The sequence below is a fragment of the Cellulomonas sp. GTC20042 genome (assembly GCF_055389595.1).
In genome coordinates, this window is the sequence record NZ_AP043678.1 from 646137 (window position 1) to 668365 (window position 22229).

17 protein-coding genes are annotated in these 22229 nt (G+C 72.8%); 15 read left to right on the plus strand and 2 right to left on the minus strand.

The genetic code is table 11. The features are described from left to right. Window positions 1–38: 38 nt before the first annotated feature. Window positions 39–1418 (minus strand): leucine-rich repeat domain-containing protein, encoded by a 1380-nt coding sequence (locus ACZ5HG_RS03015; RefSeq protein WP_464180328.1) that lies wholly within the window; start codon window positions 1416–1418, stop codon window positions 39–41. 191 nt (window positions 1419–1609) lie between these two features. Here ACZ5HG_RS03015 and ACZ5HG_RS03020 point away from each other — a divergent pair, with 191 nt between their 5' ends. The 15 genes from ACZ5HG_RS03020 to mmsB all read left to right on the plus strand — a co-directional run bounded on the left by ACZ5HG_RS03020 (window position 1610) and on the right by mmsB (window position 20953). Then, window positions 1610–3151 carry a DUF7059 domain-containing protein gene (locus ACZ5HG_RS03020; protein ID WP_464180329.1) on the plus strand — a complete coding sequence of 514 codons (1542 nt, stop codon included), beginning with the start codon at window positions 1610–1612 and terminating at the stop codon, window positions 3149–3151. Between the two features lie 177 nt (window positions 3152–3328). After that, window positions 3329–4615, plus strand: coding sequence for an efflux RND transporter periplasmic adaptor subunit (locus ACZ5HG_RS03025; protein WP_464180330.1), 1287 nt, complete (start codon window positions 3329–3331; stop codon window positions 4613–4615). After that, complete coding sequence (locus tag ACZ5HG_RS03030; RefSeq protein ID WP_464180331.1) at window positions 4608–5345, plus strand: ABC transporter ATP-binding protein; 738 nt, start codon at window positions 4608–4610, stop codon at window positions 5343–5345. The genes ACZ5HG_RS03025 and ACZ5HG_RS03030 overlap by 8 nt, the downstream gene beginning before the upstream one ends. Further along, on the plus strand, window positions 5342–6574 hold the full coding sequence (locus ACZ5HG_RS03035) for an ABC transporter permease (RefSeq protein ID WP_464180333.1): 1233 nt from the start codon (window positions 5342–5344) through the stop codon (window positions 6572–6574). The genes ACZ5HG_RS03030 and ACZ5HG_RS03035 overlap by 4 nt, the downstream gene beginning before the upstream one ends. A 53-nt stretch (window positions 6575–6627) precedes the next feature. Further along, window positions 6628–7545: a hypothetical protein gene (locus ACZ5HG_RS03040; RefSeq protein ID WP_464180334.1), complete on the plus strand. Its 918-nt coding sequence runs from the start codon at window positions 6628–6630 to the stop codon at window positions 7543–7545. Beyond that, window positions 7538–9718, plus strand: a complete 2181-nt coding sequence (locus tag ACZ5HG_RS03045) for a hypothetical protein (protein ID WP_464180335.1) — start codon at window positions 7538–7540, stop codon at window positions 9716–9718. Before ACZ5HG_RS03040 ends, ACZ5HG_RS03045 begins: the two co-directional genes overlap by 8 nt. A gap of 225 nt (window positions 9719–9943) precedes the next feature. Further along, window positions 9944–10276 (plus strand): YnfA family protein, encoded by a 333-nt coding sequence (locus ACZ5HG_RS03050; protein ID WP_464180337.1) that lies wholly within the window; start codon window positions 9944–9946, stop codon window positions 10274–10276. Window positions 10277–10436: 160 nt separating this feature from the next. Next, a complete protein-coding gene (proC, locus tag ACZ5HG_RS03055) occupies window positions 10437–11321 on the plus strand; it encodes a pyrroline-5-carboxylate reductase (RefSeq protein WP_464180338.1) in 885 nt (294 codons plus the stop codon). Window positions 11322–11364: 43 nt separating this feature from the next. Beyond that, window positions 11365–12360, plus strand: a complete 996-nt coding sequence (locus tag ACZ5HG_RS03060) for a LacI family DNA-binding transcriptional regulator (protein WP_464180339.1) — start codon at window positions 11365–11367, stop codon at window positions 12358–12360. Between the two features lie 226 nt (window positions 12361–12586). Beyond that, window positions 12587–14179, plus strand: a complete 1593-nt coding sequence (locus ACZ5HG_RS03065) for a xylulokinase (RefSeq protein WP_464180340.1) — start codon at window positions 12587–12589, stop codon at window positions 14177–14179. A 26-nt stretch (window positions 14180–14205) separates the two neighbouring features. Continuing rightward, on the plus strand, window positions 14206–14958 hold the full coding sequence (locus ACZ5HG_RS03070; RefSeq protein WP_464180341.1) for an L-ribulose-5-phosphate 4-epimerase: 753 nt from the start codon (window positions 14206–14208) through the stop codon (window positions 14956–14958). Then, a complete protein-coding gene (araA, locus tag ACZ5HG_RS03075) occupies window positions 14958–16466 on the plus strand; it encodes an L-arabinose isomerase (protein ID WP_464180342.1) in 1509 nt (502 codons plus the stop codon). The genes ACZ5HG_RS03070 and araA overlap by 1 nt, the downstream gene beginning before the upstream one ends. A gap of 519 nt (window positions 16467–16985) precedes the next feature. Beyond that, window positions 16986–18131 carry a multiple monosaccharide ABC transporter substrate-binding protein gene (chvE, locus tag ACZ5HG_RS03080; RefSeq protein WP_464180343.1) on the plus strand — a complete coding sequence of 382 codons (1146 nt, stop codon included), beginning with the start codon at window positions 16986–16988 and terminating at the stop codon, window positions 18129–18131. Window positions 18132–18236: 105 nt separating this feature from the next. Further along, window positions 18237–19775 carry a multiple monosaccharide ABC transporter ATP-binding protein gene (mmsA, locus tag ACZ5HG_RS03085; protein ID WP_464180344.1) on the plus strand — a complete coding sequence of 513 codons (1539 nt, stop codon included), beginning with the start codon at window positions 18237–18239 and terminating at the stop codon, window positions 19773–19775. Beyond that, window positions 19772–20953 (plus strand): multiple monosaccharide ABC transporter permease, encoded by a 1182-nt coding sequence (gene mmsB / locus ACZ5HG_RS03090; RefSeq protein ID WP_464180345.1) that lies wholly within the window; start codon window positions 19772–19774, stop codon window positions 20951–20953. The genes mmsA and mmsB overlap by 4 nt, the downstream gene beginning before the upstream one ends. 73 nt (window positions 20954–21026) lie before the next feature. Here mmsB and ACZ5HG_RS03095 read toward each other — a convergent pair whose 3' ends face one another. Then, complete coding sequence (locus ACZ5HG_RS03095) at window positions 21027–22214, minus strand: ROK family transcriptional regulator (RefSeq protein WP_464180346.1); 1188 nt, start codon at window positions 22212–22214, stop codon at window positions 21027–21029. Between the last annotated feature and the right edge of the window lie 15 nt (window positions 22215–22229).

Consider the following 22229-nt stretch of genomic DNA (forward strand, 5'->3'; position numbering starts at 1 on the left):
CGCGGTCGGATGTGCCGACAGGCGCCCCTCGGGACACGTCAGCGGCGTCGGGACGACACCTGCAGCCCCATCCCGGCGAGGACGAGCGCGACGGCTGCGGCGAGCACGGGAGCCGGCTCGACACCTGTGCGCGCGAGCACGCCGGACCGGCCCTTCATGGGGGCTGAGCGATCGGTCGCGGCCGAGGTGTCGGTCGTGCCGGGGATCTCGGCGCGGGGTGTCTCGGTGCCGGTTGCCTGGTCGGCGTCGGGTGCAGGCCCGGGGTCGGGGACCGGCTCCTGCTCTGCCACGGCCACCTGGGTGAACGCCCCGCTGAACCTGTAGCTGCTCTGTGGCCACGAGGCGTCTGCCGCCTGGGTCGCCGAGTCCTGGAACCAGCGGACCTCAGCCATCCCGACGTCGGTGAAGACCCACCCTGAGGGGGTGGGTTCGACAGGACCGGAGTACGTCCACTGGGGGATAGAGCTGCCCAAGGGGGCCAGAGACGCGGTGACCTCGGTCCCCAGGTCGACAGAGGGCAGCGTCACGGTCTGGAGCTCCGCAGACAGCCACCGGAGGCCCGGCAGCGCCATGACAGGCGAGAGATCGGTGAGGTGGTTCCCGTCGACGGTGAGTGCGGACAGGCTCGGTGGGACGGCGGCGACGACTGACTGCAGGTCGGTCAGCCCCAGCCCAGAGACGTCCAGGCCCTGGAGCGCCGGCAGCGCTGACAGCGATGACAGGTCCATCGGATGGTTCCTGGCAGGCCACTTGAGCTCATCGAAGTGGAAGACCTCGGTGTGATCGGTCACCACACCCTGGTCGTAGGACCAGAATCCCGTGTTGCCGAGGCCGAGCATGACGAGGTTGGGCAAGGGCCCGAGCGGCCCGAGGTCCGAGATGTTGTTGGCGTTGAGGCGGAGCAGGCAGAGCTGGGAGAGGCCCGCGAGCGGGGAGAGGTCCGTGATGCTGTTCGCGCTGAGATCGAGGTGGGTGAGGGTGGCGGCGTGGGAGGCCAGTGGTCGGAGGTCGGACAGCCCGTTCCCCCGCGCATCCAAGGTCTGGAGCGGCAGGCCCGCCACCGGAGACAGGTCGGTCACATCGTTCCAGCCGATGTCGAGCTGTGTCAGCGAGGTCGACGCCAGCGGCCCGAGGTCGGTGACCGCGTTCCACTGGATTTCCAGGCTGGTCAGCGACGTGGCGGCCTCAAGCCCGGACAGGTCGGCGATGTCCATGTTGAGGCAGTAGAGGTGACGGACCAGCTGCATGTCCTGCGCGGTGAGGTCGCGCCCGGAGGTGTCGATCCCGTGGCCGTACTTCAGCTCCTCCGTGACGCACTGGCGCAGGCCGGCGTCTGGCATGTGGACGACCGTCGGGTCGTCGGCCGCGGCGGGGAACGCGGCTGCTGCCACACCGATCGCCACGACTGCGGCGATCATCGCAGCAGGGGCGACCGTCAAGGGTCTGACCATGGAGAGCTCCGGGTTCGGATGGAGGAAGAGACGGCCGCTGAATCTAGCGTTCGGTACCCGTCTCCAGACCGCCGTCTACGTGGAACTACGCAGCCGGTCGGTCCCGCTCCCGTATCGGGGAGAATGGCTGGGTGGAAAGCACCCGTGATGCTCCCGCCGTGGACCCCGCCGCTATCGCCGCCCTGCGTTCCGACCTGGGCGCCGCCGGGTTCACCGTCGCCGGTGTCGAGGAGCTGCTCGGCCCGGTGGCCTCGGCCGCGCTGCACCGGGAGCAGCCGGTGCCCGCGCTGCTGGCGACGGCCGCCCCCCGGGGGACGGCACACCCCCGCGCGACGCTGGTCCGGGCGTTCGTGCTCGGCACCGCCGTGGACCGGGGCGCGCTCGCGGCGGCGCTGCCGACGCTGGGGGTGGACGGCGCGGAGCGGCTCGGCCTGCTGACCGCGGCCGGCCAGGACGCCGGGGACCCGGTGCGCGCGCGGGTGGACCTGCGCCCCTACGCCACCGCCGACGCGGACGGCCCGGTGGACTGGTGGATCGCCTCCGACCTGGGCGAGCTCGCGACGCAGGGCGCCCTGCGGCCGGATCACGTGCTGGGCGTCGGCGGGGCCTCGACGACGCTGGCGCAGGTCACCGTGCGCGACCCGCGCGGCCGGACGCTGGACCTCGGCACCGGGTGCGGGATCCAGGCGCTGCACGCGGCCGGGCACAGCGGCCACGTCACGGCGACCGACATCTCCGCGCGGGCGCTGGCCTTCACCCGGTTCAACACCGCCCTGGCCGGGGTGGCCGACCGGGTGGACCTGCGCGCCGGGTCGATGCTGGACCCGGTGGCGGGGGAGCGCTTCGACCTGGTGGTGAGCAACCCGCCGTTCGTGATCACCCCGCGGGCCAGCGCCGAGGACGTGCCGCTGTACGAGTACCGCGACGCGGGCCGGACCGGCGACGCGGTGGTCTCCGAGCTGATCACCTCGGTCGGCGGGGTGCTCGCGCCGGGTGGCGTGGCGCAGATGCTCGGCAACTGGGAGGTGCGGCGCGGCGAGCGCTGGGACGAGCGGGTCGGCGCCTGGCTGGACGCCTCCGGGCTGGACAGCTGGGTGGTGCAGCGCGAGCTCCAGGACCCCGCCGAGTACGCCGAGACGTGGATCCGCGACGGCGGGACGACCCCGGACCGTGACCCGGCGGCGTGGGCGGCGCGGTACCGGGCGTGGCTGGACGACTTCGCGTCGCGGGACGTCGAGGCGATCGGCTTCGGGATCGTGGTGCTGCGCCGACCCGCGGTCGACGGGGCGGCCCCGCGGCTGCGGCGGCTGGAGGAGGTCACCGGCACGGTGCAGCAGCCGCTCGGCCCGACGATCTCGGCCAGCCTGGCCGCCGACGCGTGGCTCGGCGCCCGGGACGACGCGGCGCTCGCGACGGAGCGGCTGGTGGTCGCGGGCGACGTGACCGAGGAGCGCTACCTGCGCCCCGGTGACGTGGACCCGCAGGTGCTGCTGCTCCGCCAGGGCGGCGGCCTCGGTCGCACCGTGCAGGCGGGCACCGCGCTGGCCGGGCTGGTCGGTGCCTGCGACGGGGAGCTGACCGTGGGCCAGATCGCCGGGGCGCTCGCCGCGCTGCTCGGCGTCGGCGCGGACGACCTCGCCGCCGAGGTGCTGCCCGAGGTCCGCGGCCTGGTCCGCGACGGCCTGCTGCTGCCGGCCTGACGCCGCGCGCTCTGCCCGCCGCCTCGCCCGCGCGACCCGACCCGTACCCCGCCTGCCCGCGCCCGAGCGCGGGTGCACAGGTCGGGCACAGGGTCGTGCTACGACCGCCCCAGCCTGTCTTCCTACGGTCTGACCAGCCACGTCGCGGCCGGTCCGCGCCCGACGCGGGTCTGAGCCGTGAGGGAGAACATGGTGTCGTTGTGGAGACGGAGCCGCCTGTGGGTACGGGCGGTGGCCGGGCTGGTGCTGGTCGGTGTCGTCGGGGCGGGGGTGTACTGGTTCGGCTTCCGTGACGAGGAGGCGTCGGCCGCCACCACGGAGCCGACGACCTCGGCGGTGGCGGCGAGCCTGACCACGATCGAGCAGTCGGTCACCGGCACGGGCACGCTGACGCCGACCGTCCAGGAGGACGTGTCCTTCGCGGTCAGCGGGACGGTGACCTCGGTGGACGTGACGGCCGGGCAGACCGTGACCGCGGGTCAGCAGCTCGCGACGGTGGACACGCTGACCCTGAACGCGGACCTGCTCGCGGCGCAGGCCGACCTGGTCTCCGCGCAGGCGGACCTGTCGGACGCCGAGGACGAGGCGGACGGCTCGGACTCCTCCGACGCGCAGATCGCCGCGCTGGAGGCGAAGGTCGCGGTCGCGCAGGCGTCGGCGGACTCGGCGGCCGAGGACATGGCCGGCGCCACCCTGACCGCTCCGGTGTCGGGCCTGCTCACCACGGTCGGCATCGAGGTCGGCGACGCGGTCACCGGCAGCGGCTCCTCCGGCGGGTCGTCGTCCGGCGGGTCGACGGGGTCGACCGGCGCGATGGGCGGGTCGACCAGCACCTCCACCACCAGCAGCACCGCGCAGTTCACGATCATCGGCACCGACTCGTGGGAGGTCAGCGTCTCCCTGGACGAGACCGACGTCGCGCTGATCGAGGTCGGCGACCAGGCCGAGCTGACGGTGGACGACGTGGCCGACACGATCTACGGCACGGTCTCCGAGATCGGGCTGCTCTCGTCGAGCAGCGGCGGCGTGGCCGCCTACCCGGTCGTGATCCAGGTGACCGGCAGCCCCGAGGACCTGCACGACGGCGTGTCCGCGGACGTCTCGATCATCTACGAGCGCCGCACCGACGTGCTGACCGTGCCGGCGGCCGCGGTGACCACCGACTCGGACGGCCAGTCCGTCGTCACGCAGGAGGGTGCGGACGGCGAGCAGGTCACGACGGTGGTCACCGTGGGCGAGACCTCGGGGACCCTGGTGGAGATCACCAGCGGGCTGGCCGAGGGCGACGAGGTGCTGGTCACCGTGTTCACCCCGGGCACCGGGCGCTCCGACTCCGAGGACTCCGGTGACAGCACGCAGCAGCAGGGCGGCTTCCCCGGCGGCGGCGACTTCTCGGGCGAGATGCCGGACTTCTCGGGCGGGATGCCCGGCGGCGGCCAGGCACCGGGCGGCTCCGATGGCTGAGGCGCTGCTCGACGTGGCTCTCGGCGCGGACGCGGCCCCCGGCACCCCGGTGATCGAGCTGGCCGGTGCGCGCAAGACGTACCGCACCGGCAGCATCGAGTTCGAGGCGCTGCGCGGGATCGACCTGCGGATCGGTGTCGGTGAGTACGTAGCGATCATGGGGCCCTCCGGCTCCGGCAAGTCCACGCTGATGAACATCATCGGCTGCCTGGACGTGCTCACGCAGGGCACGTACCACCTGGCGGGCGAGGACGTCGGCGAGCTGGACGAGGTCGAGCTGGCCGACGTGCGCAACCGCCGCCTCGGCTTCGTGTTCCAGCAGTTCCACCTGCTGCCCTCGCTGGCGTCGTGGCGGAACGTCGAGCTGCCGCTGGTCTACGGGCGCGTCCCGGCGACCCAGCGACGGGCCCGGGCGCAGGCGGCGCTGGAGCGGGTCGGTCTCGGCGATCGGCTGGACAACAAGCCGGGCGAGCTGTCCGGCGGCCAGCAGCAGCGCGTCGCGGTGGCCCGGGCCCTGGTCGGCGAGCCCTCGCTGATCCTGGCGGACGAGCCCACCGGCAACCTCGACTCGGCCTCCACGGACGACGTGCTGGCGCTCTTCGACGAGCTGCACGCGCAGGGGCGCACGATCGTGCTGATCACGCACGAGCTCGAGGTGGCGCAGCGTGCTCGCCGGATCGTGTTCGTGCGGGACGGCCTCATCCAGTCCGACGAGGTGAACCCGCGATGACCTGGTCCCAGACCCTGCGCACCGGCTGGGCCGCGGTGCGCGGGCACAAGCTGCGCTCGATGCTCACCGTGCTCGGCATCCTGATCGGCATCTCCGCGGTGATCCTCACGGTCGGCCTCGGCCTCGGCACGCAGAAGGACGTCAGCGAGCAGATCTCCTCGCTGGGATCGAACCTGCTGATCGTCACGCCCGGGTCCAGCACGGACTCCGACGGCGTGCGCGGCGGCTTCGGCTCGGCGGCCACCCTGACCCGCTCGGACGCCGAGGCGCTGGCGTCCTCGGTGAACGCGCCGGACGTCGGCGGCGTCGCGCCGGAGAAGGAGTCCTCGCTGTCGGTCGAGGCGAACGACACCAACTGGACCACCACCGTGATCGGCACGACGGTCGACTGGCTGGACGTCCGGTCCCGCGAGGTCACCTCCGGCGAGTTCTTCACCGCGGACGACGACACCTCGGGCGCGACCGTCGCCGTGATCGGCGCGACCACCGCCACAGAGCTGTTCGGCACCACGAACGTGGTCGGCCAGCAGGTGACGATCGCCGACACCACGTTCACGATCGCCGGCGTGCTGTCCGAGGCGGGGTCCAGCACCGACAGCGACCTGGACGACATGATCGTGATCCCGCTGACCACCGCGGCCAACACCGTGACCGGCGGCATGGACCGCACCTCGGTGTCCACGATCTACGTGCAGGCCGCCTCCGCGGACCAGCTCTCCGCCGCCTACCAGGAGGCCGAGACCCTGCTGCTCAACCTGCACGGGATCACCGACGCGGACTCGGCGGACTTCAGCATCGACAGCCAGGACTCGCTGGTCAGCACGGCGACCTCCGTCTACCGGACGCTGACCGTGCTGCTCACCGGGATCGCGGCGCTCTCCCTGCTGGTCGGCGGGATCGGCGTCATGAACATCATGCTCGTCTCGGTCACCGAGCGGACCCGCGAGATCGGCCTGCGCAAGGCGCTCGGCGCCCCGCCGTGGGCGATCCGTCGGCAGTTCCTGGTGGAGGCCGCCATCCTCGGCCTCGCCGGCGGGGTGCTCGGCGCGGTGCTCGGCATCCTCGCCGCGACCCTGCTGCCCTCCGCGCTCGGCACGTCGATCGTCGTCTCCGGGGCCGCGGTCGCCGGGTCGGTGGGCGTCGCCATCGCGATCGGCATCGTCTTCGGCGTCTACCCCGCCACCCGCGCCGCCCGCCTGGCCCCGATCGACGCGCTGCGGTCGGAGTGACCGCCGTGACCGGCACCCGCGCACCCCAGACCAGCACCACCCCGAGGAGAACCATGTCCCGCACCCGATCCCGCGCGCTGCTCGCGCTGCCGGCCTCCGCCACCCTGCTCGCGCTGCTGGTGGCCTGCTCCAGCGAGGTCGAGACCGCCGCCCCGGAGGCCAGCAGCACGCAGGCGCCGTCCGGCGACCAGCAGTCCGGCGAGATGCCCGGCGGTGGCGGCACCACCGGCGAGATCGCCGCCGTGTCCGACCTGCTCATGCAGGTGCAGGGCGACGACGGCCAGACCGCGGTCAGCTGGGACGACAGCACCACGATCACCCAGAGCGTCGCCGGCACGCTGGCCGACGTCACCGTGGGGTCGTGCGTGGTCGCCATGGGCGCCTCCGAGGACGGCACCGCGGCCACCAGCGTCACCGTGACGGCCGCGACCGACGGCGAGTGCACCAGCGGCTTCGGCGGCGGTGGCTTCGGCGGCGGGATGCCGAGCGGGTCGGGCGACGACTCCGGCGAGCGCCCCTCCGGGATGCCGAGCGGCGCCCCCGACGGCGAGATGCCCGAGGGCGGCGAGATGCCCGACGGCGCCCCGACCGATCTGCCCGACGGCGCGTCCGGCGGCGGCTTCGGCTCGATCTCCGCCGGCCTGGTGACCGCCGTGGACGGCAGCACGATCACCGTGCAGCAGATCGGCGAGGACTCCTCCACCACCGCGACGATCACGGTGGACGACGCGACGACGTACACGACCACGGTCACCGCGGACTCCTCCGCGGTCGTCGTCGGGCTGTGCGTCACCGCGATCGGCGAGGCGGACTCCTCGGGGCAGGTCGCGGCGACCTCGCTGGCGCTGTCCGACGCGGGTGACTCCGGCTGCTCGACCGGCTTCGGCGGCGGCATGCCGGGCGGCGGTCGCGGCGGGTCCGGGCAGGGCGGCGACGGGTCCGGCCAGGGTGAGGACGGCTCCGATGCGTGACCGGCTGCGACGACCGCTCCGGCGGGGCGAGGGTGTGCCGCGTGACCGCGCCGGGAGCGCGGGTGGTGCGGGGGGATCGGGGCGTGCCGAGAAGGCCCCGGCGACGCCGAAGGCCCCGCTGAGCCCCAAGGCGCAGGCGCGCCGGCGGGCCCGGCGCAAGCGGCTGCTGGTCGGTGGTGCTGCCGGTGCGCTGGCGCTCTGCCTGGCCGGCGGCGGCGTCGCCCTCGCGATGAGCGGCTCCGCCGGCAGCGGCTACCGCACGGCGACCGCCGAGTCCGGCACCGTCGCGCAGACGATCGACGCCACGGGCACCGTGTCCTCCGCGAGCCGGTCCGACCGGGCGTTCTCGGTGGCCGGCACGGTCGGCGCGGTGGACGTGGCGGTCGGCGACACCGTGACCGCGGGCCAGGTGCTCGCCTCCCTCGACCCCACCTCCCTGGACGACGCCGTGGACGAGGCGGAGCAGGCGGTGGCCGACGCCGAGCAGAAGCTCGAGGACGACATCGACTCGCAGACCTCGACGACGTCCACCTCGACCTCGACGTCCTCGTCGAGCAGCGCGTCGACGAGCGCGGGCACCACGACGGACGCCGGGCCGACGGACACCTCCGGCGGCGCGGGCACGACCGACGGGTCGACGGGGGCAGGCGCGGGTGCCGGGGGATCGACGGGTGTGGACCCCGCCGTGACGGCGGCCGTGCAGGCGGTGACCACCGCGCAGCGGGCCCTGCTCGCGCAGTACGAGGTCGCGCAGACGGCGCTCGATACCTCGGCGACGGCGGTGGAGACCTCGCAGGCGACCTGCGCGGCGTTCCTCGGCACCGACGACGGGTCGGACGACGGTTCGGGTGACGGGTCGGACGGGTCCGACGGGGACGGGTCGGATGCGACGACCGGGGCCGACGCGACCACCGACGGCACCGACGGGTCGACCGACGCCGTGGTCACCGGCACCAGCGCCAGCACCGCGCGGTTCTCCGTCTCGCTGCTCGCCGCCGTGACCGAGGACGGCACCAGCACCGCCGACGACCTGGCCGCCTGCCAGGACGCGCTCACCACCGTGCTCACCGCGCAGCAGGCCGTGCAGGACGCGCAGACCTCGCTGCTCACGCTCTCCGGCGACCTCGACACCGCGGTCTCGGCCGCGCAGCAGGCCCTCGCGAGCGCGGCGGCGACCAGCGGCTCGGGCTCGACCGGGTCCGGATCGACCGGGTCCGGATCGACCGGCTCGGGATCGACGGGATCGGGATCGACCGGGTCCGGCGTAACCGGGTCGACGGGGTCCGGGTCCCCCGGCACGACCTCCGGCACCGGCAGCAGCGGCACCGCGAGCACCGGCACGACGTCCGGAGCGATGGGCGGCACGGGCTCCGGCTCCGGCAGCACCGTCGCCACCGCGGCCGACCTGCTCGCCGACCAGGCCGCGATCGATCAGGCGGAGGCCGACCTCGCGCTCGCGCAGAGCCGGCTCGACCTGGTGGACCTCACCACGCCGATCGCCGGCACGGTCGCAGCGGTGTCGATCGCGGCCGGTGACGCGGTCAGCGCCTCGTCGACCTCCGCGGTGATCACCGTGATCGGCGACGACGGCTACCTGGTCTCGACGTCGGTCTCGCTGTCGCAGGTGGACCTGGTCGAGGTCGGGCAGGAGGCCACGGTCGACCTGACCAGCGTGGACCAGCAGGTCACCGGCACGGTCACCTCGATCGGCATCCTCAGCACGTCCAGCACCTCCGACCCGGCGTACACCGTCGAGCTCGCGCTGGACGCCGGCGACCTCACCCTGTTCAACGGCTCCTCCGCGCAGGTGTCGATCGCGGTCGCGTCCTCGGGCGAGACCCTGACCGTGCCGACCTCCGCGGTGCACGTCGACGGGACGACCGCCACCGTGCAGGTGCTGCGGGACGGGAGCCCGGTGGACGTCGAGGTCGAGCGCGGCGCCGTCGGCACCGAGCTCACCGAGATCACCTCGGGGCTGTCCGAGGGCGATGTCGTGGTGCTGGCCGACCTGAGCCAGCAGCTGTCCTCCGGCGACGAGGAGACCAGCAGCGGCCTGACCGGCCTCGGCGGCAGCAGCGACAGCGAGGACCAGCAGCAGTCGTTCCCGCAGGGCGGCATGCCCGGCGGCGGATCGTTCAGCGGTGGCAGCTTCCCCGGCGCCCCCGGCAGCTGACCCCGCGCGTTCCCCGGCCCGGGTCGTCCCCTGCGACGCCCCGGGCCGGTCCCGTCCCGCGCCGAGTTGTCATCTCTTGTCGCTTCGGGGCGTCCGGAAGCGGCAAGAGATGACAACTCGGCACGCAGGAGTGCACGCAGGAGTGCGCGCAGGAGTGCGCGCACGAGCGCGCACGGGAGCGCGCGCGTGCGCGGGTGCGATGCTGTGCGGCGGGGAGGTGGGGCGATGACGGGACGATCGATCCTGCTGTTCGCGCTCGCGGCGCTGCTGGAGATCGGCGGTGCGTGGCTGGTGTGGCAGGGCGTGCGCGAGCACAAGGGCTGGGTGTGGATCGGCCTCGGCGTGGTCGCCCTCGGCCTGTACGGGTTCGTGGCCACCTTGCAGCCCGATGCGCACTTCGGGCGGATCCTCGCGGCCTACGGCGGGGTGTTCGTCGCGGGGTCGCTGGCGTGGGGGATGGTGGTGGACGGCTTCCGCCCGGATCGCTGGGACGTCGCCGGTGCGCTGCTCTGCCTCGCCGGCGTCGCGCTGATCATGTACGCCCCCCGCCCCGCCTGACCCCCGCGCCCGGGCCCGCCCGCGCGCGCCGAGAGGACAGCAGATGTCCCTTCGCGGGCCCGGGAAGCGACAACTGGCGTCCTCTCGGCGCGGACACCGCCGCGGGCGCACGGGCGGGCTAGGCTCGCGGACCGACGGACCGCGGCGTACGGAGGAACTCATGGCGGCAGACCCCACCCAGCGACCCCGGGCCGCGGTGCTCGGCGGCGGCGTGATGGGCGAGGCGATCGTGACCGCCCTGCTCGCCGCGGGCTGGACCGCGGACGACGTGGACGTCACCGAGCGCAGCGCGATCCGTGCCACCGAGCTGTCCGAGCGCTACGGCGTGCGCGCCGCGGACCCGAACCGCAAGGCCGCCTCCCGTGCGGGTCTGGTGGTGATCGCGGTCAAGCCGCAGGTCGTGGACTCGGTGCTCGCGGAGATCGCCCCGGCCCTGCGCCCCGGCACCGTCGTCGTCTCGGTCGCCGCCGGGGTGCCGATCGCGGTGTACGAGGCCGCGCTGCCGGCGGGCACCCCCGTGGTGCGGGTCATGCCGAACACGCCGGTGCTGGTCGGCAAGGGCGCCAGCGCCATCGCCCCGGGCACGCACGCCACCGAGGAGCACCTGGCCCTCACCGAGCAGGTGCTCGGCGCGACCGGGCTCGTCGTGCGGGTGGCGGAGAAGGACCTGGACGCGGTGACCGCGATCTCCGGGTCGGGCCCGGCGTACGCGTTCTACCTGATCGACGCGATGGCGGAGGCCGGGGTGCTGCTCGGGCTGACCCGTGACCTGGCGACCCGGCTCGCGGTGGCGACGGTCGAGGGGTCGGCGGCGCTCGCGGCGGGCAGCGGCGACCACCCGGTCGTGCTGCGCGAGCGGGTGTCCTCCCCGGGCGGCACGACGGTGGCGGCGGTGGCGGAGCTGGACGCGCACGGGGTGCGTGCCGGGGTCGTGGCGGCCGCCCGGGCCGCCCGCGACCGGTCCCGCGAGCTCGGCGCCGCGGCACTGCCCGCGCCCTCGCCGACCCCGCAAGCCGCTCCCGCACCGGACGCCGGGGAACGGTAGGCCGACGGTGGGCACCTCGCGGGCCGGCGGACGACCTCCGGCGATGAGCGACGTGGCGGCGCGCGCCGGGGTGTCGCACCAGACGGTGTCGCGCGTGCTCAACGACCACCCGAGCGTCCGCCCGGAGACCCGCGAGCGCGTGCAGCAGGCCATCGTGGACCTCGGCTACCGCCGCAACAGCGCCGCGCGTGCGCTGGTCACCCGGCGGTCGGGGGCGCTGGGCGTGGTCACCACCGCGTCCGTGCACCACGGCCCGACGAGCACGCTGCTCGGTCTGGAGAGCGCGGCGCGTGCGGTCGGCTACTACGTGAGCGTGGCGGCGATGGACCGGATGGATGCCGGCACGCTGCGCGGGGTGCTGGACCACTTCCTCGACCAGGCCGTCGAGGGGATCGTGATCATCGCCCCGCAGGTGGACGTGGCAGAGGCGGTGCTGGAGTTCGCCGCCCCGGTGCCGGTGGTGACGGTGACCTCGGGGGAGCCGGCGGTCGGCGGCACGGGCCGGGTGGTGACGGTCGGCGTGGACCAGCGGGCGGGGGCCCGGGCGGCGACGCAGCACCTGGCTCACCTCGGGCACCGTGAGGTGGTGCACCTGGCGGGGCCGCAGGACTGGTTCGACGCGCGCGAGCGGCTGGCCGGCTGGCACGAGGCGGGCGCCGCCGCCGGGATCCGCACCCCCGAGCCGGTGCAGGTCGACTGGTCGGCGGAGTCCGGCTACCGCGAGGGCCTGCGCCTGGTGGACGAGGGGCTGCCGACCGCGGTGCTCGCGGCGAACGACCAGCTGGCGCTCGGCCTGCTGCGGGCGTTCTGGGAGCGCGGCGTGCGGGTGCCGCAGGACGTGTCCGTGGTGGGCTTCGACGACGAGGTCGGCGCCGCGTACTTCGTGCCGCCGCTGACCACGGTCCGGCAGGACTTCCCGGCGCTGGGCCGTTCGGCGATCGACGCGCTGGTGCGGGCGCTCGCGGGCGAGGAGGTCCCGCGCACCCTGCTGCCGGCGACCCTGGTCGAGCGCGCCAGCACCGCCGCCCCGCGCACCTGAGCCGAGCACGCTCACCCGCCGAGACTGCACGGCACGCCGTCTCGCGCGCGGGTCGCAGGGCATGTCGCGCAGTCTCGGCGCAGATCCTCGCGCAGGTGCTCGCGCAGGTCAGGGCCGGGCTTCCGCGCAGACCCATGTGAGCGCTAACATGACTTCGGAGCGGCCGCAGCGAGCCGCTGGCAGGATCGCCGGGGCAGCGCAGCCCCCAGGACGGAGAACGGACGCGATGACGCATCAGCCGCACACCGCAGCGGAGGCCCTCCGCGAGGGACGCACCTCGCTCGGCATCGAGCTCGGCTCCACCCGGATCAAGGCCTGCCTGATCGGCCCGGACCACCAGGTGATCGCCACCGGCAGCCACGCCTGGGAGAACCAGCTGGTCGACCGGGTATGGACGTACTCCCTCGACGCGGTGTGGGAGGGCCTGCGCGCCAGCGTCGCGGACCTGCTGGACGATGCGGAGCGCCGGCACGGCGTGCGCCCGACGACGGTGGGCGCGATCGGCGTCTCGGCGATGATGCACGGCTACCTGGCCTTCGACGCCGCCGACGAGCTGCTGGTGCCGTTCCGCACCTGGCGCAACACCAGCACCGAGGTCGCCGCCACCGAGCTCAGCGCGCTCTTCGGCTACAACATCCCGCTGCGCTGGTCCGTCGCGCACCTGTACCAGGCGGTCGTGGACGCTGAGCCGCACGTGCCGGACGTCGCCTTCTTCACCACCCTCGCCGGGTACGTGCACTGGCGGCTGACCGGGCGCAAGGTGCTCGGCGTGGGCGACGCCTCCGGCATGTTCCCGGTCGACCCGGCCACCCGCGACTACGACGCCACGATGATCGGTCAGTTCGACACCCTGCTCGACGGCCGGCTCCCCGCGATCACCGACCTGCTGCCCGAGGTGCTGGTCGCCGGGCAGGACGCGGGCCACCTGACCGCCGAGGGCGCGGCACTGCTCGACCCGACCGGCACGCTGACCGCCGGCGTCCCGCTCTGCCCGCCGGAGGGCGACGCGGGGACCGGCATGGTCGCCACCGGGTCGGTGGCCCCGCGCACCGGCAACGTCAGCGCGGGCACGTCGATCTTCGCGATGGTCGTGCTGGAGCAGCCGCTGACCGAGGTGCACCACGAGCTCGACCTGGTCACGACGCCGCTCGGCGACCTGGTCGCGATGGTGCACTGCAACAACGGAGCCAGCGAGCTCGACGCCTGGGCCGGCCTGTTCCGCGAGTTCGCGGGCGCCGTCGGGTCCACCGCGGGCAGCGACGAGGTGTTCGGTGCGCTGTTCCGCGCGGCGCTGGACGGCGAGGCGGACGGCGGCGGGCTGCTGGCCTACAACTATCTGTCCGGCGAGCCGATCACCGGCCTGGAGGAGGGGCGGCCGCTGGTCGTCCGCACCCCGGACAGCCGGCTGACGCTGGCGAACTTCATGCGCACGCAGATCTACTCCGCCTTCGGCACGCTCAGCCTGGGCATGCGGGTGCTCGCCGGCGAGGGCGTCGCGATCGACTCGATGTTCGCGCACGGTGGCATGTTCCGGACCGCCGGGGTGGCCCAGCGGCTGCTGGCCGCCGCGATCGACGCGCCGGTCGCCGTCGGCGAGACCGCCGGTGAGGGCGGTGCCTGGGGCATCGCCGTGCTCGCCGCCTACCTGCGCGAGGCGGAGACGGTGGGCCTGGCCGACTACCTGGCGACCCGGGTGTTCGGCGACGCCGTGCAGGACGTCGTGCAGCCCGACCCGCAGGACGTCGCCGGCTACGCCGCGTTCCTGGACCGCTACCACGCCGGGCTCGCCGTCGAGCGCGCCGCCACGGCGACCCTCTGATCACCCGCCCCCGAGGAGGCACTCCGATGAGCCCGACCCTGGCCGACTTCCCGCAGCACGTGCAGGAGGAGGTCGCGCGCACCCGCGCGGTCGTCTCCGCCCTGCACGCCGAGCTGCCCCGGTGGGGGCTGATCGTCTGGACGGCCGGCAACGTCTCGCAGCGCGTGGTCGTGGGGGAGGCGCCCTCGGACGTCGACCTGTTCGTGATCAAGCCCTCCGGCGTCACCTACGACGAGCTGACCCCCGAGTCCATGGTGGTCTGCGACCTGGACGGCACCCTGGTCGACGGCACGCGCTCGCCGTCCAGCGACACCGCCGCGCACGCCTATGTGTACCGGCACATGCCCGAGGTCGGCGGCGTGGTGCACACCCACTCCACCTACGCGACCGCGTGGGCCGCCCGCGCCGAGCCGGTGCCCTGCGTGCTGACGATGATGGCCGACGAGTTCGGCGGCGACATCCCGATCGGCCCGTTCGCGCTGATCGGCGACGACTCGATCGGCCGCGGGATCGTCGAGACGCTGCAGGGCTCGCGCAGCCCCGCCGTCCTCATGCAGAACCACGGCCCGTTCACGATCGGGAAGGACGGCAAGGCCGCCGTCAAGGCCGCCGCGATGGTCGAGGAGGTCGCCCGCACGGTGCACATCTCCCGCCAGCTCGGGGAGCCGCTGCCGATCCCGCAGCCGCAGATCGACTCGCTCTACCACCGCTACCAGCACGTCTACGGCCAGGGCACAGCCGCTCCGACCACGGACGACACCCCGAAGGAGCAGCACTGATGTCCAAGCCGTACGCAGACCGCGAGGTCTGGTTCCTCACCGGCAGCCAGGACCTGTACGGCGAGGAGACCCTGCGCCAGGTCGCCGAGCAGTCGCAGGAGGTCGCCCGGATCGTCGACGCCTCCTCCGACGTGCCGGTGCGCATCGTCTGGAAGCCGGTGCTCAAGGACTCCGCGTCGATCCGTCGCGCCGCCCTCGAGGCGAACTCCGACGACCGGGTGCTCGGCGTCATCACCTGGATGCACACCTTCAGCCCGGCCAAGATGTGGATCGCCGGCCTGGACGCGCTGCGCAAGCCCCTGCTGCACCTGCACACGCAGGCCAACGTCGAGCTGCCCTGGGACAGCATCGACATGGACTTCATGAACCTCAACCAGGCCGCGCACGGCGACCGCGAGTGGGCGTACATCGCCGCGCGTCTCGGCGTCGCCCGCACCACCGTCGTCGGCCACGCCACCAACCCGGCCGTCACGAAGCGGATCGGCACCTGGGTGCGCGCCGCCGCCGGCTGGGCCGCCACCCACGAGCTGACCCTGGCGCGCTTCGGCGACAACATGCGCAACGTCGCCGTCACCGAGGGCGACAAGACCGAGGCCGAGCTGCGGTTCGGCGTCTCGGTGAACACCTGGGGCGTCAACGACCTGGTCGCCGCCGTGGACGCGGTCGCGGACTCCGACGTCGACCGCGTCGTCGCCGAGTACGAGGACCTCTACGACGTCGTGGCCGAGCTGCGCCGGGGCGGGGACCGTCACGAGTCGCTGCGCTACGCCGCCCGCCAGGAGGTCGCGCTGGAGACCCTGCTGACCTCGCTCGGCGCCAAGGCGTTCACCACCAACTTCGAGGACCTGGGCGCGCTGCGCCAGCTGCCCGGCATCGCCGTGCAGCGCATGATGTCGAAGGGCTACGGCTTCGGCGCCGAGGGCGACTGGAAGACCGCCGTGCTGGTGCGCGCGGCCAAGGTGATGGGTGAGGGGCTGCCCGGCGGCGCCTCGCTGATGGAGGACTACACCTACGACCTGACCCCGGGCGCGGAGAAGATCCTCGGCGCGCACATGCTGGAGGTCTGCCCCTCGCTGACCACCTCCACCCCGAAGGTCGAGATCCACCCGCTCGGCATCGGCGGCAAGGAGGACCCGGTCCGCATGGTCTTCGACGCCGACCCCGGTGTGGGCGTCGTCGTCTCGCTGGCCGACATGCGCGACCGCTTCCGGCTGACCGCCAACGTGGTCGACGTCGTCGCCCCGACGCACGAGCTGCCGAAGCTGCCGGTGGCCCGTGCCGTCTGGGAGCCCCGCCCCGACTTCGCCACCTCCGCCGAGTCCTGGCTGACCGCCGGCGGCGCGCACCACACCGTCATGTCCACCGCCGCGGGCATCGAGGCCTTCGAGATGTTCGCGGAGATCGCCGGCACCGAGCTGCTGGTGATCGACGAGCACACCACCCGGCGCGCGTTCCGCGACCAGGTGCGGTGGAACCAGGTGTACTACCGGATCGCCCAGGGGTTCTGAGCCCCGGCGCGCCCGGGAGGTCCAGCGGCCCGTCGTCCCCTCGTGGGGGCGGCGGGCCGCTGTCGTGCGCCCGGGACCGTCCTGAACTCAGCATCCTGTGTTCAGGTGAACCCGTTCACAAGCGCCCCATCCGGTCATGTGAAGGCGCACATCGCTCGCATGAGTTCGCGCGGCGAACTCAAGAACTGGGCCGATCGGGGGGGCGAGCACGCCGGGACGGCGCGAGAAGTGATCGCTCACAATCGCTCTGACCTGCACAAACGGCCCCCGAGACCGACCGTGTCCCGACCGTGACCATTCTGCAACCTGGCCTGTTCGAACTTGGCTTGACTTCTTGAAGTCAACACCGCGAGAGTATCCGCGTGCTCAGCGTCGAGGCGGGCACAGGACAGCGAGGTCGGTGACGACCACGTCCTGATCGGCTCGACGACGAGCGAGAAAGACGACGCAGTGCAGGTGCCGGTCCGTGGCCGCACCATGACGATGAGGTCAGCAACCCCTCTCGAGGAGGAGAAGGACATGAAGAGCATCAGGTTCGTCGCTCTGGCCGGGGCGCTCGCGCTCGGTCTCGCGGCGTGCTCGGGCGGCGGTGCGGGTTCCAGCACCGACGACGGCACCTCCGGAGGCGGCGACGCCGGCGGCCAGACCATCGGCGTCGCGATGCCGACCGAGACCTCCGAGCGCTGGATCGCCGACGGCAACGCGGTGAAGAGCCAGCTCGAGGAGGCCGGGTACACGGTCGACCTGCAGTACGCGGCCGACGACATCCCGACCCAGTCGCAGCAGATCGACCAGATGATCACCAAGGGTGTCGACCTGCTGATCGTCGCCTCGATCGACGGCACGGCGCTGGCCAACCAGCTCCAGGCCGCCGCGGACGCCGGCATCCCGGTCATCGCCTACGACCGCCTGATCAACGGCACCGAGAACGTCGACTTCTACGTCACGTTCGACAACTACAACGTCGGCGTGCAGCAGGCGACCTCGCTGCTGGTCGGCCTGGGTCTGCTCAACGCGGACGGCTCCGAGGGCACCGCCACCGGTCCGTTCAACATCGAGCTGTTCGCCGGCTCGCTGGACGACAACAACGCGCACTTCTTCTTCAACGGCGCGATGGACACCCTGAAGCCGTTCATCGACGACGGCACCCTGGTCGTCAAGTCCAACCAGACGGACATCGAGCAGGTCGCCACGCTCCGCTGGCTCCAGGAGACCGCCCAGAAGCGCATGGAGGACCTGCTGACCTCCACGTACTCCGACGGCTCCAAGGTCGACGGCGTGCTCTCGCCCTACGACGGCATCTCCCGCGGCATCATCACCGCGCTGCAGAACGCCGGCTACGGCCCGGGCATCGACGCCGGTCTGCCGATCGTCACCGGTCAGGACGCCGAGATCGCCTCCGTCAAGCTCATCAAGGACGGCGTGCAGTTCTCGACGATCTTCAAGGACACCCGCAAGCTCGCCGAGCAGGCGGTCGTCTCCGCGGAGGCGTTCCTCGAGGGCAGCACGCCCGAGGCGAACGACACCGAGACCTACGACAACGGCGTGAAGGTCGTCCCGTCGTACCTGCTGGAGTCGGACATCGTCTACGCCGACAACATCCAGTCCCTGCTCATCGACTCGGGCTACTGGACCGAGGAGCAGGTCGCCAGCGGCCAGGCCTGAGCCTTCCCGCCAGCACCCCCGCGTGACGCCCTGGGGCCGGACGGATCAGCCGTCCGGCCCCGGTGGCGGGACGCCTCCCCCACGAACGAGGACGGTCGAGGCCGCATGAGCGACCACATCCTGGAAATGCACTCCATCACCAAGACCTTTCCCGGGGTCAAGGCTCTGCAGGACGTCACCCTGAACGTCAAGCGGGGGGAGATCCACGCGATCTGCGGGGAGAACGGGGCCGGAAAGTCCACCCTGATGAAGGTGCTGTCGGGCGTCTACCCGCACGGCACGTACGACGGCGAGATCCGCTTCGACGGCGAGACCGTCGAGTTCGGCTCGATCAACGACTCCGAGGACAAGGGGATCGTGATCATCCACCAGGAGCTCGCCCTGGTGCCCTACCTCTCCGTCGCGGAGAACATCTTCCTCGGCAACGAGCGGCAGTCCCGCGGCGTCATCGACTGGAACCGGGCGAACTCCGAGGCCGCAGCACTGCTGGCGCGGGTCGGCCTGGACGAGAACCCGACCACCCCGATCGGTCAGCTCGGCGTCGGCAAGCAGCAGCTGGTCGAGATCGCCAAGGCGCTGTCCAAGCGTGTGAAGCTGCTGATCCTGGACGAGCCCACCGCCGCGCTCAACGACTCCGACTCGGCGCACCTGCTCGACCTGCTCCGGCACCTCCAGGGCCAGGGCATCACGTCGATCATGATCTCCCACAAGCTCAACGAGATCGCCGACATCGCCGACTCCACCACGATCATCCGCGACGGCAAGACCATCGAGACCCTCGACATGGTCACCGACGCCGTGACGCAGGAGCGGATCATCAAGGGCATGGTCGGCCGCGACCTCGAGCACCGGTACCCGGAGCACGAGCCGCACATCGGCGAGGAGGTCTTCCGGGTCGAGGACTGGTCCGTCGACCACCCGACGCAGGCCGGCCGCGTGGTGGTCGAGAAGGCCAACCTCGCGGTCCGCGCCGGCGAGATCGTCGGCATCGCCGGCCTGATGGGGGCAGGGCGCACCGAGCTCGCGATGAGCATCTTCGGGCGCTCCTACGGCCGCAACATCACCGGCAAGGTGTACCTGCACGGCAAGGAGATCCGCACCCGGTCCGTCCGCGAGGCGATCGACCACGGGCTCGCGTACGCCACCGAGGACCGCAAGACCTACGGCCTCAACCTGATCGAGGACATCCGCCGGAACATCTCCGCCGCGGCCCTCGGCAAGCTCTCCAGCGGCGGGTTCGTCAACGGCAACGAGGAGATCAAGGTCGCCGAGGAGTACCGGCGGTCGATGAACATCAAGTCGCCCACGGTGATGGCCCTGGCGGGCAAGCTGTCCGGCGGCAACCAGCAGAAGGTCGTGCTGTCCAAGTGGATCTACACCGATCCCGAGGTGCTGATCCTGGACGAGCCGACCCGTGGCATCGACGTCGGTGCCAAGTACGAGATCTACACGATCATCAACAAGCTCGCGGACGCGGGGAAGGCCGTCGTGGTCATCTCCTCCGAGCTGCCCGAGCTGCTCGGCATCTGCGACCGGATCTACACCCTCGCCTTCGGGCGGATCACGGGCGTGCAGACCCGCGCCGAGGCGACCCCGGAGAGCCTGATGGAGCTCATGACCAAGGAAAAGGAAACGGTTCGATGACGGCGGTACAGAGCCTGCGGGACATCTTCACCAAGAACCTGCGGCAGAGCGGCATCTACATCGCGTTCGTCGTGATCATCGGCCTGTTCGCGATCTCCACCGGCGGGACCCTCCTCCAGCCGAACAACATCACCAACATCGTCCTGCAGTACTCCTACATCCTGATCCTCGCGATCGGCATGGTCATCGTGATCATCGGCGGGCACATCGACCTGTCGGTCGGATCGGTGGTGGCGCTGACCGGCGCGGTCTCGGCGGTGCTGGTGATCAAGAACGGGCAGCCGTGGTGGGTCGGCGTGCTGGCCGCCCTCGTGGTCGGCCTGCTGGTCGGCGCCTGGCAGGGCTTCTGGGTGGCCTACGTCGGGATCCCGGCGTTCATCGTGACCCTGGCCGGCATGCTGCTGTTCCGCGGCCTCACCTACGAGGTGCTGGACAACATCTCGCTGTCGCCGTTCCCGGACTCGTACAAGCAGATCGCCGGCGGCTTCCTCAACGGGTGGCTCGGCGGCAACGGGTACGACGTGTTCACCCTGGTCATCGCGGCGATCGGTGTCGCCGGCTACGCGTTCTCCGCCTACCGCTCCCGCATGGGCCGGATCCGCTACCAGCAGGCCGTCGAGGCCATGCCGCTGTTCATCGTGAAGATCGTCGCCATCGCCGTGGTCGTCATGGCCTTCGCCTGGCAGCTGGCGCACTCCCGCGGCCTGCCGGTGGTGCTGATCATCCTCGCGGTGCTGATCCTGGCCTACAACGTCGTCACCAACCGCACGGTGTTCGGCCGGCACGTCTACGCGATCGGTGGCAACCTCTCCGCCGCGCAGCTGTCCGGTGTGAAGGTCAAGCAGGTCAACTTCTGGATCTTCGTGAACATGGGCGTGCTGGCCTCCGTCGCCGGCATCGTCTACTCCTCGCGGTCGAACGGCGCCCAGCCGGGTGCGGGCAACATGTTCGAGCTCGACGCCATCGCCGCCTGCTTCATCGGCGGCGCGTCCACCACCGGTGGTGTCGGCCGGGTCACCGGCGCGATGGTCGGTGGTCTGATCATGGCCGTCATGTCGAACGGCATGCAGCTGATGGGTGTGCCGCAGTCCACGCAGCAGATCGTCAAGGGCCTGGTGCTGCTGCTGGCCGTCGCCTTCGACATCTTCAACAAGCGTCGCGCCTCCGCCGCGCGCTGATCGGCACGACCCGCACGACCCGCACAGGGCCGGCCTCCCCCGCTCGGGAGGCCGGCCCTGCGCGCGTGCGGGCTCATGCGAGCAGGCGCAGCACCGCGGTGTCGCGGGCGAGCAAGAGCGCGCCGTGGGCGGGGGCGGCGGGGCCGAGCGCACCGGGCACGACCTCGACGGCGGCGCCGGAGGTCACCGCGGTCCGCTCCACCAGCACCTCGCGCAGCGGGTCGAGCAGCAGCGCACCGGCCCCGGCGAGCACACCGCCGACCACCACCACGTCCGGGTCGAGCACGGTGCACACCGAGGCCATGGCCGTGCCGACCGACCGCCCGACGTCGGACAGCACCCGCCGGCACCCCGGGTCGCCGGCCGCGGCACGCTCCAGCAGGTCGGCCACCGTGAGCGGCCCGTGGCTGGCCGACAGCAGCTCCAGCACCGCGGAGGTCCCCGCGTAGACCTGGAGGCAGCCACGGTTGCCGCAGGAGCACACCGGGCCCTCGGGGTCGATCGTCAGGTGGCCGAGCTCCCCGGCGGTGCCGGTCCGGCCGTGCACCACGTCGCCCTGCACGACGATCCCGCCGGACACGCCCTCGGCCAGCGCGACGTGCACCACCGTCATCCGGCCGCGCCCGGCGCCGACGCGCGCCTCGGCGAGCGCCCCCAGGTTGCCGTCGTTGTCGAAGACCACCGGCACGCCGGGCGCGGGCGCGAGCAGCGCGGGGTCCGCGACCACCGGCCCCCAGCCGTCCCGCACCCCGGACCCGGCGACCCGTCCGGTGGTCACCTCGACCGGGGACGGCACGCCGACGCCCACCACCACCACGTCCTGCGGGCGCACCCCGGCGCGGGCGAGCGTCGCGTCCAGCAGCAGCCGGGCCTCCCGGACGGCGTGCTCGGCGCGGTGGCCGCCGGGCAGCGGGACGGCGGCCTCGACGGTGCTGCCGTCGCCGGGGTCGACCACGACGCGGGCCTCGTCCAGGTAGCAGTGCAGGCCGACCAGCGCCCCGCCGGGCGACGCCAGGCTGATCGAGCGCGCGCGGCGCCCGGAGCGGACCGTCTCGGCGACGCGCACCAGGCCCTCGGCGTCCAGGGTCTGCACCGTGGTCGACACGGTGCCGGCGGACAGGCCGGTCAGCCGCGCGATCTCGACCTGGGTGAGCGACCCGGCGCGGCGCAGCACGTCGAGCAGCAGCGCGCGGGCCGAGCGGTCCGGCGTCCGCGTCCCGTCAGCGCCCGCGACCCGGACCGGGGGCATCCTCTCCTGCACGGGCCGAGGGTAGCG

Coding starts and splice junctions, on each gene's coding strand:
- ACZ5HG_RS03015 (WP_464180328.1), bottom strand. CDS start 1,418: ATGATCGCCGCAGTCGTGGCGATCGGTGTGGCAGCAGCCGCGTTCCCC.
- ACZ5HG_RS03030 (WP_464180331.1), top strand. CDS start 4,608: ATGGCTGAGGCGCTGCTCGACGTGGCTCTCGGCGCGGACGCGGCCCCC.
- ACZ5HG_RS03035 (WP_464180333.1), top strand. CDS start 5,342: ATGACCTGGTCCCAGACCCTGCGCACCGGCTGGGCCGCGGTGCGCGGG.
- ACZ5HG_RS03040 (WP_464180334.1), top strand. CDS start 6,628: ATGTCCCGCACCCGATCCCGCGCGCTGCTCGCGCTGCCGGCCTCCGCC.
- ACZ5HG_RS03045 (WP_464180335.1), top strand. CDS start 7,538: ATGCGTGACCGGCTGCGACGACCGCTCCGGCGGGGCGAGGGTGTGCCG.
- ACZ5HG_RS03050 (WP_464180337.1), top strand. CDS start 9,944: ATGACGGGACGATCGATCCTGCTGTTCGCGCTCGCGGCGCTGCTGGAG.
- proC (WP_464180338.1), top strand. CDS start 10,437: ATGGCGGCAGACCCCACCCAGCGACCCCGGGCCGCGGTGCTCGGCGGC.
- ACZ5HG_RS03060 (WP_464180339.1), top strand. CDS start 11,365: ATGAGCGACGTGGCGGCGCGCGCCGGGGTGTCGCACCAGACGGTGTCG.
- ACZ5HG_RS03065 (WP_464180340.1), top strand. CDS start 12,587: ATGACGCATCAGCCGCACACCGCAGCGGAGGCCCTCCGCGAGGGACGC.
- ACZ5HG_RS03070 (WP_464180341.1), top strand. CDS start 14,206: ATGAGCCCGACCCTGGCCGACTTCCCGCAGCACGTGCAGGAGGAGGTC.
- araA (WP_464180342.1), top strand. CDS start 14,958: ATGTCCAAGCCGTACGCAGACCGCGAGGTCTGGTTCCTCACCGGCAGC.
- chvE (WP_464180343.1), top strand. CDS start 16,986: ATGAAGAGCATCAGGTTCGTCGCTCTGGCCGGGGCGCTCGCGCTCGGT.
- mmsA (WP_464180344.1), top strand. CDS start 18,237: ATGAGCGACCACATCCTGGAAATGCACTCCATCACCAAGACCTTTCCC.
- mmsB (WP_464180345.1), top strand. CDS start 19,772: ATGACGGCGGTACAGAGCCTGCGGGACATCTTCACCAAGAACCTGCGG.